The 14,474-nt window shown below is 73.1% G+C and carries 10 protein-coding genes; all 10 read right to left on the bottom strand.

Translation table 11 applies throughout. The features are described from left to right. Positions 1-142 precede the first annotated feature (142 nt). The 10 genes from ACLZN2_RS01390 to ACLZN2_RS01345 all read right to left on the bottom strand — a co-directional run bounded on the left by ACLZN2_RS01390 (position 143) and on the right by ACLZN2_RS01345 (position 14,436). Complete coding sequence (locus ACLZN2_RS01390) at positions 143-784, bottom strand: TetR/AcrR family transcriptional regulator (RefSeq protein ID WP_416976444.1); 642 nt, start codon at positions 782-784, stop codon at positions 143-145. Then, on the bottom strand, positions 772-1,506 hold the full coding sequence (locus ACLZN2_RS01385; protein WP_416976443.1) for an enoyl-CoA hydratase family protein: 735 nt from the start codon (positions 1,504-1,506) through the stop codon (positions 772-774). The genes ACLZN2_RS01390 and ACLZN2_RS01385 overlap by 13 nt, the downstream gene beginning before the upstream one ends. Beyond that, the gene (locus tag ACLZN2_RS01380) at positions 1,503-3,071 is read right to left on the bottom strand and encodes a 4-coumarate--CoA ligase family protein (protein ID WP_416976442.1); all 1,569 of its coding nucleotides are present in this window, start codon (positions 3,069-3,071) and stop codon (positions 1,503-1,505) included. The genes ACLZN2_RS01385 and ACLZN2_RS01380 overlap by 4 nt, the downstream gene beginning before the upstream one ends. Positions 3,072-3,088: 17 nt before the next feature. Continuing rightward, positions 3,089-4,258, bottom strand: a complete 1,170-nt coding sequence (locus ACLZN2_RS01375) for an acyl-CoA dehydrogenase family protein (RefSeq protein WP_416976441.1) — start codon at positions 4,256-4,258, stop codon at positions 3,089-3,091. A 61-nt stretch (positions 4,259-4,319) separates the two neighbouring features. Then, the gene (locus tag ACLZN2_RS01370; protein ID WP_416976468.1) at positions 4,320-6,188 is read right to left on the bottom strand and encodes a biotin carboxylase N-terminal domain-containing protein; all 1,869 of its coding nucleotides are present in this window, start codon (positions 6,186-6,188) and stop codon (positions 4,320-4,322) included. A 20-nt stretch (positions 6,189-6,208) separates the two neighbouring features. Continuing rightward, positions 6,209-7,807 carry an acyl-CoA carboxylase subunit beta gene (locus ACLZN2_RS01365; protein ID WP_416976440.1) on the bottom strand — a complete coding sequence of 533 codons (1,599 nt, stop codon included), beginning with the start codon at positions 7,805-7,807 and terminating at the stop codon, positions 6,209-6,211. Then, positions 7,804-9,507 carry an acyclic terpene utilization AtuA family protein gene (locus ACLZN2_RS01360; RefSeq protein ID WP_416976439.1) on the bottom strand — a complete coding sequence of 568 codons (1,704 nt, stop codon included), beginning with the start codon at positions 9,505-9,507 and terminating at the stop codon, positions 7,804-7,806. Before ACLZN2_RS01360 ends, ACLZN2_RS01365 begins: the two co-directional genes overlap by 4 nt. Beyond that, positions 9,504-10,298, bottom strand: coding sequence for a TIGR03084 family metal-binding protein (locus ACLZN2_RS01355; RefSeq protein WP_416976438.1), 795 nt, complete (start codon positions 10,296-10,298; stop codon positions 9,504-9,506). The genes ACLZN2_RS01360 and ACLZN2_RS01355 overlap by 4 nt, the downstream gene beginning before the upstream one ends. 108 nt (positions 10,299-10,406) lie before the next feature. Continuing rightward, positions 10,407-11,327 (bottom strand): EamA family transporter, encoded by a 921-nt coding sequence (locus ACLZN2_RS01350; protein ID WP_416976437.1) that lies wholly within the window; start codon positions 11,325-11,327, stop codon positions 10,407-10,409. A gap of 109 nt (positions 11,328-11,436) precedes the next feature. Next, on the bottom strand, positions 11,437-14,436 hold the full coding sequence (locus ACLZN2_RS01345; protein WP_416976436.1) for an FAD-binding and (Fe-S)-binding domain-containing protein: 3,000 nt from the start codon (positions 14,434-14,436) through the stop codon (positions 11,437-11,439). Positions 14,437-14,474 lie beyond the last annotated feature (38 nt).

Here is a 14,474-nt window from a genome sequence, read left to right as displayed (position 1 = left end):
GCGCCGGGTGGGAACGGGGCCCGGCGTTGCCGGGTGCCGCTGCGCCCACCCGTGCCGCCTGGGGGCACCTCCCAGGCCCTTAAGGCACTGGGGGAGGCACGACTGCCCGCAGCTACGTCCGGTGTGGCACGACTGCCCGCAGCTACGTCCGGTGTGGGGGTGCCCAGAGCCCGTCCAGCAGTTGCGCCCACTGTGCCACCACGCGTTCGCGGCGGGCGGTGTCGTCGGTGAGGAGGTTGGCGAGGCCGAGGCCGCGGGCCATGTCGAGGAGGCCCTGGACGGTTTCGCGGACGCCGGGGACGGATTCGTCGGCGTCGAGGAGTTCGACGGCGATGCGGTGGGTCTCGCGGCCGACGCGGCCTTCCAGTTCGGTGACGCGTGGTCCGAGTTGTTGCTCGTTGGAGGCGGCGACCCAGAGGTGGAGCGCGGCACGGAAGAGGGGGCCGGTGTAGACGTCGACGAGGGCGGTCAGGACCGCGCGGCGGTCGGCGCCGCCGTCGGGGAACAGGGCGCGCAGGGCCAGGCAGCGTTCCTCGGCGACGTACTCGACGGCGGCGGTGAAGAGGTCCTCGCGGGTGGGGAAGTGGTGCTGGGCGGCGCCGCGGGAGACGCCCGCGCGTTCGGCGACGACGGTGACCGTGGAGCCCGCCCAGCCGTGTTCGGCGAGGCAGGCCACGGCGGCTTCCAGGAGCCGCTGCCGGGTGGCGCGGCTGCGGTCCTGTTTGGGGACACGATCCCCGGGCCGGTCGCCGGACGGCCGGTCGGCCGTGGTCACAGCACCCATGCGGGATCCCGTCGTTCGAGGAAGGCCGTCATGCCTTCGCGGGCCGGCGCGGAGGAGAACAGCCGGGCCGAGAGTGCGGTGAGGTGGGCCGCGTCCCGGTCGAATGTCTCCAGCACCCTAGCCGTGAGCAGGCGTTTCGTCTCGGTGAGGGCCTGTGGGGCGGATCTGCGGAGTCCGTCGAGGACGGGTGCGAGGACGGTGTCGACGTCGTCGCCGGTGGTGGTGAGCAGGCCGACGCGGGCGGCTTCGGGGGCGTCGAAGCGCTCGCCGGTGAGGTAGTAGCGGGTGAGGGCGCGGGGGTCGGTGCGGGGCAGCAGAGGGAGGGAGATGACGGCGGGTGCGACGCCGATGCGTACCTCGGTGAAGGCGAACGTGGCCGGGGTGGCGGCGGCGGTGATGTCGCAGGCGGCGAGCAGGCCGAGGCCGCCGGCCCGGACGTGACCGGTGACGCGGGCGACGACGGGCTGGGGCAGTTCGACGATCTGGCGGAGCAGGGCGACGAACGCGTCGGGGGCGGGCGGGTCGCGCAGGTCGGCACCGGCGCTGAAGGTGTTTCCGGCGTGGGTGAGGACGACGGCGCGGACGTCGGGGTCCTTGGCGCAGTCGGTGAGCGCGTCGGCGAGTTCGCCGACGAGGGCGGCGGAGAGGGCGTTGCGGGTGTCGGGGGCGTCGAGGGTGAGGGTCTCGACGCCGCGCGTGCGGGTGCGGCCGACGCGGGTCACGGGGTCTCCCTGAGCTGCCGGCGCAGGATCTTTCCGGAGACCGCGCGCGGGACGGCGTCGATGAAGGTGACACGGCGGACGCGCTTGTAGGGGGCGACACGTTCCGCGACGTACATCGCGATCTCTCCTTCGGAGAGGTCGGGGGACGTGGGCTGGCGGACGACGAAGGCGTGCGGGACCTCGTTGCCCTCGTCGTTGTACTCGCCGATGACGGCGGCGTCGGCGACGGCCGGGTGGGTGAGGAGGAGGGCTTCGAGCTCGGCGGGGGCGACCTGGAAGCCCTTGTACTTGATCAGTTCCTTGACGCGGTCAACGACGAAGAGCCAGCCGTCGTCGTCGACGCGCCCGATGTCGCCGGTGTGGAGCCAGCCGTCGGGGTCGATCATGGCGGCGGTGGCGTCGGGGCGGCCGAGGTAGCCCTTCATGACCTGGGGTCCCCGGATGAGGATCTCGCCGTCCTCGCCGGGGCCGAGGTCCTTGGCGGGGTCGTCGAGGCACACGATCCGCATCTCGGTGCCGGCGATGAGCCTGCCGACCGTTCCGGCGGGGGCGTCGCGCATGGCGTCGAGGGAGACGACGTGGGTGCCGGGGGACAGTTCCGTCATGCCGTAGGCCTGGCCGACGGGCGGCAGGTTCAGGCGGTCGGAGCAGGCGGCGGCGAGGTCGGCGTCCAGGGGTGCGGCGGCGCTGATGACGTACTGCAGGGACGACAGGTCGTACTGGGTGACCGCCGGGTGCTTGGCGAGGGCGAGGACGATCGGCGGGGCGACGTAGAGGCCGGTGATGCGGTGGGTCTGGATGGCCGCGAGGAAGGTCTCCAGGTCGAAGCGGGGCAGGACGACGACCGTGGCGCCCCGCCTGAGGGGGGCGTTCATCAGGGCCGTGAGGCCGTAGATGTGGAAGAACGGCAGGACGGCGAGGATGCGGTCGCCGGGGCCCGCGGAGATGGCCGGTTCCAGCTGGGCGAGGTTGGTGGCGATCTGCCGGTGGGTGAGCATGACGCCCTTGGGGGTGCCGGTGGTGCCGGAGGAGTACGGCAGGGCGGCCACGTCCTCCACGGGGTCGATGTCGACCTGCGGCTCGGGGGCGGCCGAGGCGAGCATGTCGATCAGGGAGCGGTGCCCGGGCGCGCTGTCGCAGACGAAGATCTCCTGGACACCGCCCGCGAGTGCGGCGGCCCGGCGGGCGGTCTGCAGGAACGGTGAGACGGTGACGATCCAGCGGGCCCGCGAGTCGCCGAGCTGCTTGGCGAACTCCTCGGCGGTGGCCAGCGGATGCACGGTGGTGACGGAGGCACCCGCGCGCGTGGCGGCGTAGAAGGCGATCGGGAAGGCGACGGTGTTGGGGCTGTGCAGAGCGAGCACATCGCCCTTGCGGACCCCGGCCTCGGCGAGGGCGGCGGCGACGCGCCGGTGGAACCGGTCCACCTGCTCGTAGGTGAGGGTGGTGCCGTCCGTGCCGTCGATCAGCGCGGGCTGCTCGCCGAAGGCTGCGGCGCTGCCCAGGACGGCGTCGTGGATGGGGAGTTCTACGGGCGGGACGTCTGCGTACACGCTGCGGAACACGGTTCCTCCAAGACGGGTCAGTACGACTTGGGCAGGCCCAGGGTCTGGTGGGAGACGTAGTTGAGAATCATCTCCCGGCTCACCGGAGCTATACGAGCCACGCGCGAGGCCGTGATCAGCCTGGCGATGCCGAACTCCGTGGTGAGGCCGTTGCCGCCGAGGGTCTGCACCGCCTGGTCCACGGCCCGCACGCAGGCTTCCCCCGCCGCGTACTTGGCCATGTTGGCGGCCTCGCCCGCGCCGGCGTCGTCCCCCGCGTCGTAGAGGTGGGCGGCCTTCTGCATCATCAGACGGGCCAGCTCGAGCTCGATGTGCGCCTGGGCGAGGGGATGGGCGATGGCCTGGTGGGCGCCGATGGGGGTCTTCCAGACCGTGCGGTCGCGGGCGTACTCGACGGCCTTCGCGAGGGCGTGGCGGCCCATGCCGATCGCGAACGCGGCCGTCATGATCCGCTCCGGGTTGAGGCCGGCGAACAGCTGGAGCAGCCCGGCGTCCTCTCCCCCACTGCCGAAAGCGTGGGAGGGGCCCCCACCGACGAGGGCCTCGGCGGGGAGCCTGACGTCGTCCAGGACCAGCTCGAACTGCTTCTCCACACTGTGCAGTTCCATGTCGATCCTGCGGTGCGTGAAGCCGGGGGCGTCGCGCGGGACGATGAACAGGCAGGGCTTGAGGCTGCCGGTGCGGCCCTCTTTGTCGGACACGGTTTCGGTGCGGCCGACGATCAGCGTGGCGTCGGCGATGTCGACGCCGGAGACGAAGACCTTGCGGCCGGTGAGCAGCCAGTCGGTGCCGTCGCGGCGGGCCGTGGTGGTGATGCGGTGGCTGTTGGAACCGGCGTCGGGCTCGGTGATGCCGAAGGCCATGAGGCGGGAGCCGTCCGCGAGGGCGGGGAGCCACTCCTGTTTCTGTTCCTCGGTGCCGAAGCGGGCGATCACCGTGCCGCAGATCGCCGGGGAGACGATCATCATGAGGAGGGGGTTGCCCGCGGCGCCCATCTCTTCGAGGACGAGGGAGAGTTCGGCGATGCCACCGCCGCCGCCTCCGTAGGCTTCGGGGAGGTTGACTCCGATGTAGCCGAGTTCGGCTGCCGCGTGCCAGAGGTTCTCGGTGGTGGTGTGGGCCTTGGCGAAGGAAGCTACCGCTGCGCGGAGTGCCTTGTGCTCGTCGGGTTCGATCAGGGTCGTCACTGTGGCTCCTTCGGGTGCGGGTTCGTCGTGGCTGGTCGCGCTCACGCGGCGGAGCCGCATATCAATTGCAGCCCCGCGCCCCTTGAGGTTGGCTGCTCTCCACGACTGCCAAGAGCGCGCCCATCTGCACTTGCTGTCCTTCGGTTACCGGTACCGCCGTAACCGTCCCAGTCGTCGGGGCGGAAATGACGTGTTGCATCTTCATCGCTTCGAGCCACACCATCGGTTCGCCCGCTTCGACACTCGATCCGGTGATCAGGGCGGGCGCCAGCTTGACGACCGTGCCCGGCATCGGGGCCAGGAGGGAGCCGGGGGCGTGCTGCGTTTCCGGGGCCGGGAAGCGCGGGAGGGCCGTCAAGGTCTCCCCGTTGATGTGGACCTGGTCGCCGTAGCGGGCGATCTCGTAGCGGTGGCGTACGCCGTCAATCTCCAGGACGACCAGGGACGGGTCGGCGTGCACGACCTGAACGCCCTCGGCGGTCAGGCCGGTCCGGCCGTGGGTGTAGGCGACCTCGATCTCCTCGCCGCCCACCAAGTACCGCTTCGTCTGCGGCTGGGACGGCAGGTTGCGCCAGCCGCCGAAGCGGGAGCGGGTCCGTGCCTCGGCCAGCGCCGCCGCCAGCGGGGCACAGGAGTCCACCGCCGGTGTGGTCAGGTCGGGCAGGTGGTGGTCGTAGAAGCCGGTCGTCATCCGGGCCGAGGTGAACTCCTCGTGCCGCAGGGAGCGGATCAGGAGGGCGCGGTTGGTGGGCGGGCCGTGGAGGGTGGTGCGTTCCAGCGCGCCCGCCAGCTTGCGGATCGCCTCCGCGCGCGTGGGGGCGTGGGCGACGATCTTCGCGAGCATCGGGTCGTAGTGGACGCCGATCTCGTCGCCGTCGCCGTAGCCGGTGTCCAGGCGGACGCCGTCCGGGACGGCCAGGCGGTGCAGGGTGCCGGTCTGCGGGGTCCAGTCGGTCGCGGGGTCCTCGGCGTAGAGGCGGGCCTCGACCGCGTGGCCACGCGCGCGTGGCGGCTCGGGGGCGAGGGCGGTGCCCTCCGCGACACGGATCTGTTCGGCGACGAGGTCGAGGCCGAAGACGGCCTCCGTGACGGGGTGTTCGACCTGGAGGCGGGTGTTCATCTCCAGGAAGTGCGCGCGGCCGCCCTCGACCAGGAACTCGACCGTGCCCGCGCCGACGTAGGACACGGCGCGCGCGGCCCGTACGGCCAGCTCCCGCAGTTCCTCGTCCAGGGCCGCGGGGAGTCCGGGCGCCGGCGCCTCCTCGATCACCTTCTGGTGGCGGCGCTGGAGGGAGCAGTCGCGCGTGCCGAGCGCCCACACCGTGCCGTGGGTGTCGGCGAGGATCTGGACCTCGACGTGGCGGCCGTTCTCGACGTACGGCTCGACGAACACCTCGCCGTCGCCGAAGGCGCTCGCCGCCTCCGCGCGGGCGGCCTCCAGGGCGGCGGGCAGGTCCGCCAGGCGGCGTACGACCCGCATGCCGCGGCCTCCGCCGCCCGCCGCCGCCTTCACCAGCACCGGCAGGTCCGACTCCCCCACCTCCCCCAGGGGCGCCAGCCCCATCAGCCGCTTCGCGCGCGTCTTGGACGCCATCGCCTCGATGGCCTCCGGCGGCGGGCCGATCCAGACGAGTCCCGCGTCCAGGACGGCCCGGGCGAAGTCGGCGTTCTCGGAGAGGAAGCCGTAGCCGGGGTGCACGGCGTCCGCGCCGGACGCGACGGCCGCCTTCACGACCAGGTCGGCACGCAGGTAGGTGTCGGCGGGGGCCGCTCCCGGCAGTCGTACGGCCGTGTCGGCCACGCGCGCGTGGAGGGCGTTCTCGTCGGCGTCCGAGTACACGGCGACCGTCCGGATTCCCAACTCACGGCAGGTGCGGACAATACGGCAGGCGATCTCGCCGCGGTTCGCCACCAGAACAGAAGTAATCAGGGCAGAAGGAATCATGAGCCTCACATCCGGAAGACGCCGAAGCCACCGCGCACGCCCTCGAAGGGCGCGGTGTGGATCGCGGACAGGCACATTCCCAGGACCGTGCGGGTGTCGCGCGGGTCGATGACGCCGTCGTCGTAGAGCCGCCCGGACAGGAACATCGGCAGGGACTCGGACTCGATCTGCTGCTCCACCATCGCGCGCAGGGCGGCGTCGGCGTCCTCGTCGTACGGCTGTCCCTTCGCGGCGGCCGACTGGCGGGCGACGATCGACAGGACGCCGGCGAGCTGCTGCGGGCCCATGACGGCCGACTTGGCGCTGGGCCAGGCGAAGAGGAAGCGGGGGTCGTAGGCGCGGCCGCACATGCCGTAGTGACCGGCGCCGTAGGAGGCGCCCATGAGGACGGACAGGTGCGGGACGCGGCTGTTGCTCACCGCGTTGATCATCATCGCGCCGTGTTTGATGATGCCGCCCTGCTCGTACTCCTTGCCGACCATGTAGCCGGTGGTGTTGTGCAGGAAGAGCAGCGGGATGTTCCGCTGGTTGGCGAGCTGGATGAACTGGGCGGCCTTCTGGGACTCGGCGCTGAACAACACGCCCTGGGCGTTGGCCAGGATGCCGACCGGGTAGCCGTGCAGGGCCGCCCAGCCAGTGGCCAGGCTCGTCCCGTACAGCGGTTTGAACTCGTCGAAGTCGGAGCCGTCGACGATCCGGGCGATCACCTCGCGCGGGTCGAAGGGGGTCTTCAGGTCACCCGGGACGATGCCGAGGAGTTCCTCGGGGTCGTACTTGGGGGGCTCGGCCGGGCCCGGGTCGTCGTACGCCTTGCGGTGGTTGAGCCGGGCGACCACCCGGCGGGCCTGACGCAGGGCGTCCCGCTCGTCGACGGCGAAGTAGTCGGCGAGACCCGACACGCGCGCGTGCATCTCCGCGCCGCCGAGCGACTCGTCGTCGCTCTCCTCGCCGGTGGCCATCTTCACCAGCGGCGGACCGCCGAGGAAGACCTTCGCCCGCTCCTTGACCATGATCACGTGGTCGGACATGCCGGGGATGTACGCGCCGCCGGCCGTGGAGTTGCCGAAGACGACGGCGACGGTCGGGACGCCGGCGGCGGAGAGCCGGGTCAGGTCGCGGAAGATGGCGCCGCCCGGGATGAAGATCTCCTTCTGGGACGGCAGGTCGGCGCCGCCCGACTCCACCAGGCTGATGCAGGGCAGCCGGTTGGCGAGGGCGATGTCGTTGGCGCGCAGGGCCTTCTTCAGCGACCAGGGGTTGCTGGCGCCACCGCGCACGGTGGGGTCGTTGGCCGTGATCAGACACTCGACGCCTTCCACCACCCCGATGCCGGTGACGAGGGAGGCGCCGACGGTGTACTCGCTGCCCCAGGCGGCGAGCGGCGACAGCTCCAGGAAGGGGGTGTCGGGGTCGAGGAGCAGCTCGATGCGTTCGCGGGCGAGGAGCTTGCCGCGCGCGCGGTGCCGTTCGACGTACTTCGGGCCGCCGCCCGCGAGCGCCTTGGCGTGCTCGGCGTCCAGGTCGGCCAGTTTGGCGAGCATGGCCTCGCGGTGGGCACGGTGGTCGGGGCCGGTGGTGTCCAGCGCCGACGGCAGGACGGTCAAAGGAGTGCCTCCGGGATGTCCAGATGACGGGAGCGCAGCCATTCGCCGAGCGCCTTGGCCTGCGGGTCGAAGCGCTGCTGCGCGGCGACACCGGCGCCGAGGATGCCCTCGACGACGAAGTTCAGGGCGCGCAGACGGGGCAGCACATGCCGGGTCACGGTCAACTCGCCCGTCTCCGGGATGAGTTCGCGGAAGCGGTCGACGGTCAGCGCGTGGGCGAGCCAGCGCCATGCCTCGTCGGTACGGACCCACACCCCGACGTTGGCGTCCCCGCCCTTGTCCCCGCTGCGGGCGCCGGCGACGACCCCGAGGGGAGCCCTGCGCACGGGGCCCGGCGGCGGGGGCTCGGGGAGGTCCGGTGGCGGTGCTTGTTCGAGTACGAGGGTGTCGGCGGCCGGGGATACCGGGATCCGGCGTCCGTCGTCGAGGACGGCGGTGTGCGTGACCTCGTCCTGGGGGACGTACGCGGCCTCGAACACCCCGTACGGGGCGCCCTTGCCGGGTGGGGCGAGGAGGTGGAAGCCGGGGTAGCTCGCGAGGGCCAGTTCGACGGCGGCGCCGCTCAGGGCCCGGCCCACGACGGCCTGTTCGGGGTCGCGGACGACGAGCCGCAGCAGGGCGCTGGCGGTCTCCTCGGTGGCGGCGTCGGGGCGGTCGGTGCGGACGAGGTCCCAGCGCACGTCGGTGACCTTCGCCGTCGCGCCGGCCAGCTGCTCGCGCACCAGGTCCGCCTTGGCCTCGACGTCGAGGCCGGTGAGCACGAAGACGACCTCGCCCCGGAAGCCGCCGATCCGGCTCCGGCCGACCTTGAGGGTGGGCGGCGGGGCCTCGCCGCGTACACCGTCGATCCGGACGCGGTCGGGACCGTCCTCGGTGAGCCGTACGGTGTCGAGGCGGGCGGTGACATCCGGTCCGGCGTACCGGGCGCCCGTCGTCTCGTACAGCAGTTGCGCGGTGACCGTGCCGACGTCGACGAGTCCGCCGGTGCCGGGGTGCTTGGTGATCACGCTGCTGCCGTCGGCGTGGATCTCGGCGAGCGGGAAGCCGGGGCGCCGTACGTCGGCCTCCCGGAAGAAGGCGTAGTTGCCGCCGGTGGCCTGGGTTCCGCACTCCAGGACGTGCCCGGCGACGACCGCGCCCGCGAGGCGGTCGTAGTCGTGCGGCTCCCAGCCGAAGTGGGCGGCGGCCGGCCCGGTGACCAGGGCCGCGTCCGTGACCCGCCCGGTGACCACGATGTCCGCGCCCTCACGCAGACAGGCCGCGATGCCGAAGCCGCCGAGGTAGGCGTGGGCGGTGAGGGCGCCGGGGAAGCCGGCGCCGAGGTCGTCGCCCTCGACGTACGCGACACGCACGGGGACACCGAGCCGGTCGGCGAGCTTCCGGACGGCGTCGGCGAGGCCGGCCGGGTTGAGGCCGCCGGCGTTGGTGACGATCCGCACGCCCCGCTCCCGGGCGAGCCCGAGGCACTCCTCCAACTGGCGCGGGAAGGTGCGGGCGTATCCGGCGGAGGGGTCCTTCAGCCGGTCGCGGCCGAGGATCAGCATGGTCAGTTCGGCGAGGTAGTCGCCGGTGAGGACGTCGAGTTCGCCGCCGGTGAGCATCTCGCGCAGGGCGTCGGCGCGGTCGCCGTAGAAGCCGGAGAAGTTGCCGATGCGCAGAGGTGACGGCGGCGGGGGTGGCGACGGCGGCGGGGGTGTCACGCGGACTCCCCTCGAGGGGCGCGCCCCTCGCCGGGCGGGCCCGCGAAGGCCTGGGCGATGTCCAGCCAGCGGTCCGCGTCGTCACCCTCGGCGCGCAGGGCGAGGTCGGCGCGGTGGGCGCGCTGGGTGACGAGAAGGCAGAAGTCGAGGGCGGGGCCGGTGACGCGGTCGGTGGCGTCGTCGGGGCCGTACGCCCATGACTCGCCGGAGGGGCCGGTGAGTTCGACGCGGAAGTCCTCGAACGGCGGGGTGAGACCGTGCACGCCGAAGGCGTAGTCGCGGGTGCGGACGCCGAGGCGGACGATGTGCCGCAGGCGGTCCGTGGGGGTGCGGACTGCTCCGAGGGCGTCGGCGATGTCCAGGCCGTGGGCCCAGGTTTCCATCAGCCGGGCGGTGGCCATGGAGGCGGTCGACATGGGCGGGCCGTACCAGGGGAAACGGGCGCCTTCGGGGGCGGTGCGCAGGGCGTCGGCGAGGGCCGCGCGGCCGGTCCGCCAGTCCGCGAGGAGCTGCGCGGGCGGCTTCTTCGCGCCCTCCTCGGCGCCGTTGTCCACGAAGTCCCCGGGCTCGGTCAGCGCCGCCTCCACCTCACGGGCGAAGGCCCTCTGGTCGGTCACCGCGAGCAGCGAGGAGTGGTCGGTCCAGGCGAGGTGGGCGATCTGGTGGGCGACGGTCCAGCCGGGGGCGGGGGTCGGGAGCGTCCACCGCTCCGGCTCCAACTCGGCGACGAGCAGATCGAGTTCGTCGCTTTCGGCACACAGGTCGTCGATCACGGGCGTCGGGTCGGCCATGGGGTGGAGCATGGCAGCGCACCCAGAAACAAGCAAGCATGCTTGCATTTAATTTTGGGGGTACTGCCGGGGGGGCGGGTGCCGCCCCAGCGGCACGACTGCCCGCAGCTACGCCAGTTGCCTTCGCCGCCCCACCTGGGTCCGTACCGCACCCATGCTTGCCGCGATGACCAGGGCGATCGCGGCCGTCTCGGGGAGGGACAGGGACTGGCCGAGGACGAGGAGGCCGGCGGTGGCGGCGATGGCCGGTTCCAGGCTCATGAGGATGGCGAAGGTGGCGGCGGGCAGGCGGCGCAGGGCCAGGAGTTCCAGGCTGTACGGCAGGACGGACGAGAGCAGGGCCACCGCCGCGCCCAGCCCCAGGGTCACCGGGTCGGCCAGTTTCGCGCCGGACTCCACGAGGCCCAGCGGGAGGAAGAGCAGCGCGCCCACCGCCATCGCCAGCGCGAGGCCGTCGGCCTGCGGGAACCGGCGGCCCGTACGCGCGCTGAACACGATGTACGCCGCCCACATCGCACCCGCCCCCAGGGCGAACGCGACGCCCACCGGGTCGAGGTCGCCGAACCCCCCACCCGCGAGCAGGAAGACCCCGGCGAGGGCGAGGCCGGCCCAGACCAGGTTGAGGGCTCGGCGGGAGGCGACGACGGAGAGGGCGAGGGGGCCGAGGACCTCCAGGGTCACCGCCGGGCCCAGCGGGATGCGGTCGACGGCCTGGTAGAAGAGGCCGTTCATCGCGGCCATGGTGACACCGAAGACGGTGACCGTGCCCCAGTCGGTGCGGGAGTGGCCGCGCAGCCGGGGTCGGCAGACGACGAGCAGGACCACCGCCGCGACCGCCAGCCGCAGCGCCACGACCCCGAGCGCCCCCGCCCTCGGCATCAACGTCACCGCCAGCGCGCCACCGAACTGCACCGAGATGCCACCGGCGAGGACCAGGCCGACGGGGCCGAGGGCGCCGAAGCGGCCAGGGGTGCCGGCGGTGCCGGCCGAGACGGGGGTGGCGAGGGAGGCTTCCGAGGGGGCGGTCACTGGCGATCCAAGGGCTCGAATGTTCAACCGGATGAACTGTCAAGTCCAGAGTAATGAACTGAAACAGGTGCGTAAACCGCTGACGCCCGTGTCTCGCGCCGTGAGACGTTCAGGTGTCAGGACCGTCCCCGTCCTCCAGCGCGTCCGCCAGCACCTCCGCCAGGTGCCGAGCCCGCACGCCGGCCAGCTGGTCGAGCTGGGTGCGACAGGAGTAGCCGTCGGCGAGGACGACCGTGTCGGGTGAGGCATGCCCTACGGCGGGCAGCAGTTGTTCCTCCGCGCAGGCCACCGACACCTCGAAGTGGCCTTTCTCGAAGCCGAAGTTGCCCGCCAGGCCGCAGCAGCCGCCGCTCAGCTCCCCGGTGAGTCCGGCAGACGCGCGCAGCCGCCGGTCGGGCCCGTCGCCGAGCACCGCGTGCTGGTGGCAGTGGGTCTGGCCGACGACCGGACGGTCCAGCCGGGGCGGTGCCCAGTCGGGCGCGAACCGCTCCAGCGCCTCCGCGAACGTCATCACCCGCGCCGCGAGCCACCCCGCGCGCGGGTCGTCGGGCAGCAACTCCGGGAGGTCCGTCCGCAGGGCGGCGGCGCAGCTGGGCTCCAGGACGACGAAGGGCGGCTCTTCGAGGGCGTCATACGGATCGCCGTCCCCGCCCGTGTCCGTGTCCGTGTCCGTGTCGACGGTGGCCGGCGCGAGCCCCCGCAGCAGCTCCTCCTCCGGCATCAGGAAGGGTTCCAGCAGATCCAGGGTCCGCCGCATGACCTTCCGCGCCTGGTCCAGCTGGCCCGTCGAGACGTACGTCAGCCCGCAGCACACCCGGCCGCGCTGGGCGGTGAGCGGATTGAAGACGTACGACACCCCGTCGCCGACCGCCGCCCTCTTCCACCGGTGGGTGGGCGGAGTGAGCACGTTCAGCCCCGCCGCCTCCAGAACCCGTACGGCCGCCTTTCCGACGGGCGGGGCGAGGTGCTCCGTGAAGGTGTCCGGCCAGAGGAAGAGCGACTGACGGGGCCCGCCGGGCCGCAGAGGCAGCCGCACCCGCGCCACCAGCCGCCGCCCCCACCACCGGCTGAACGTCTCCGGGGCGAGTGGCGGGATCGCGCGCTCCGGGGCGATCCCGGCAGCCCGTTTCGCCGCCCACGCCAGGGGCCGCACGCGCGCGAGGGCGTTCACGAGCCGTGTCGCGCGCGTGCGGGACGCCCAGCACAGCCACTGCGGCAGCCGGCCGAGCGCGTAGTGGGCGGCGGGGCGGCGCCGGCCGGTGTAGTGGTGGTACAGGAACTCCGCCTTGTAGGTGGCCATGTCGACCCCGACCGGGCAGTCGGAACGGCAGCCCTTGCAGGACAGACACAGGTCCAACGCGTCCCGGACCTCCTCCGACCGCCAGCCGTCGGTGACCACCTCACCGGCGAGCATCTCGTGCAGCAGTCGGGCACGCCCGCGCGTGGAGTGCGCCTCCTCGCCCGTCGCGCGGAACGACGGGCACATCACGGCGGACCCGGTCGCCGCCGCCGTACGGCACTTGGCGACGCCAACGCAGCGGCGTACGGCCGCCGAGAAGTCGCCGCCGTCGGCCGGGTAGCCGAAGGCGACCGGCACCGGCTCACGGGGCAGCACGGAGAAGCGCAGACCGGAGTCCAGGGGCGCCGGGCGGACCAGCATGCCGGGATTGAGCAGGTCGTCGGGGTCCCACACGCCCTTCGCACGCTCGAACAGGGCGACCATCTCGGGGCCGTACATCCTCGGCAGCAGCTCGGCCCGCGCCTGCCCGTCGCCGTGCTCCCCGGACAGCGAGCCGCCATGGGCGACGACCAGGTCGGCGAGTTCCTCGGAGAAGCGGCGGAAGCGTCCGATGCCCGCCGGCGACAGGAGATCGAAGTCGATCCGGACGTGGATGCAGCCGTCGCCGAAATGGCCGTACGGCGTCCCGCGCAGCCCGTGCGAGCCGAGCAGCGCCCGGAAGTCCCGCAGGTAGGCGCCGAGCCGGGCGGGCGGCACCGCGCAGTCCTCCCAGCCGGGCCAGGCCTCGGAGCCGTCGGGCATCCGGGTCGCCGTACCGCTGGCGTCCTCGCGGACGCGCCACAGGGCGCGCTGAGCGGCCGGGTCGGTCACGACCAGGGAGTCCACGGTGCCGTCGGCCGCTGCCGCCCGCACGATCGCCTCCGCACGCGCGCGTGCCTCGCCCTCCGACTCGCCGCCGGTCTCCACGAACAGCCAGGCACCTCCGCGGGGCAGCCCCGCCGGTGACGGGACCAGGTCGGCCGCCATGCCCTCGACTGTCAGTGGCCCATACGGCAACAACCCGGCCGCGGCCTCGGCGGCGGCGCTCTCGTCGCCGTACCCGAGCACCGCGAGCGCACGCGCGCGTGGAGCCTCGACGAGCCGTACGACCGCTTCCGTGAGCACGCCGAGGGTGCCCTCCGAGCCGCAGAAGGAGCGGGCGACGTCGGCGCCCTTCTCGGGCAGCAGGGCGTCCAGGGCGTACCCGGAGATCCGGCGGGGCAGCTCGGGGAAGCCGGTCCGCAGCCGCGCCAGCTCCCCCTCGACCAGCTCCCGCAGCCCGTCGGGCGCCCCGGCCCAGCCCTGCCCGAGCCGCAGGCGGCGCCCGCGCGCGGTGACGACCTCCAGCTCGCGCACACTGTCCGCGGTCGTCCCCCACGCGACCGAGTGCGAGCCGCAGGAGTTGTTGCCGACCATGCCGCCGAGGGTGCAGCGGCTGTGCGTGGCCGGGTCGGGCCCGAAGCGCAGCCCGTGCGGGGCGGCGGCCTCCTGGAGCCGGTCGAGGACCAGCCCCGGCTGTACGACGGCGGTACGCGCCTGCGGGTCCAGGTCCAGCACCCGGTTCATGTGCCGGGTGAAGTCCAGCACCACACCCGAGCCGGTGGCCTGCCCGGCGATCGACGTGCCCCCGCCCCGCGCCACGACGGGCACGCCGTGCGCCCGGCACACGTCCAGGACGGCGGTCACGTCGTCGGCGTCCCGGGGGGCGACGACCCCCAGCGGGACCCGCCGGTAGTTGGACGCGTCCATGGTGACCAGCGCCCGGGAGGTGGCGTCGAAGCCCACGTCACCGCGGACGGCCCTGCGCAGCTCGGCCTCGAGTTCTGTCATGTCGTCCACCATCAGCCACCCATCAGCCACCTGTCGGA

The organism is Streptomyces sp. T028 (genome assembly GCF_048159505.1).
Classification (GTDB): domain Bacteria; phylum Actinomycetota; class Actinomycetes; order Streptomycetales; family Streptomycetaceae; genus Streptomyces.
The sequence above is the reverse complement of the archived record's forward strand: the minus strand, read 5'-3'. Positions and strand labels throughout refer to the sequence as shown.

Coding starts and splice junctions, on each gene's coding strand:
- ACLZN2_RS01355 (WP_416976438.1), bottom strand. CDS start 10,298: ATGGCCGACCCGACGCCCGTGATCGACGACCTGTGTGCCGAAAGCGAC.
- ACLZN2_RS01390 (WP_416976444.1), bottom strand. CDS start 784: ATGGGTGCTGTGACCACGGCCGACCGGCCGTCCGGCGACCGGCCCGGG.
- ACLZN2_RS01345 (WP_416976436.1), bottom strand. CDS start 14,436: ATGACAGAACTCGAGGCCGAGCTGCGCAGGGCCGTCCGCGGTGACGTG.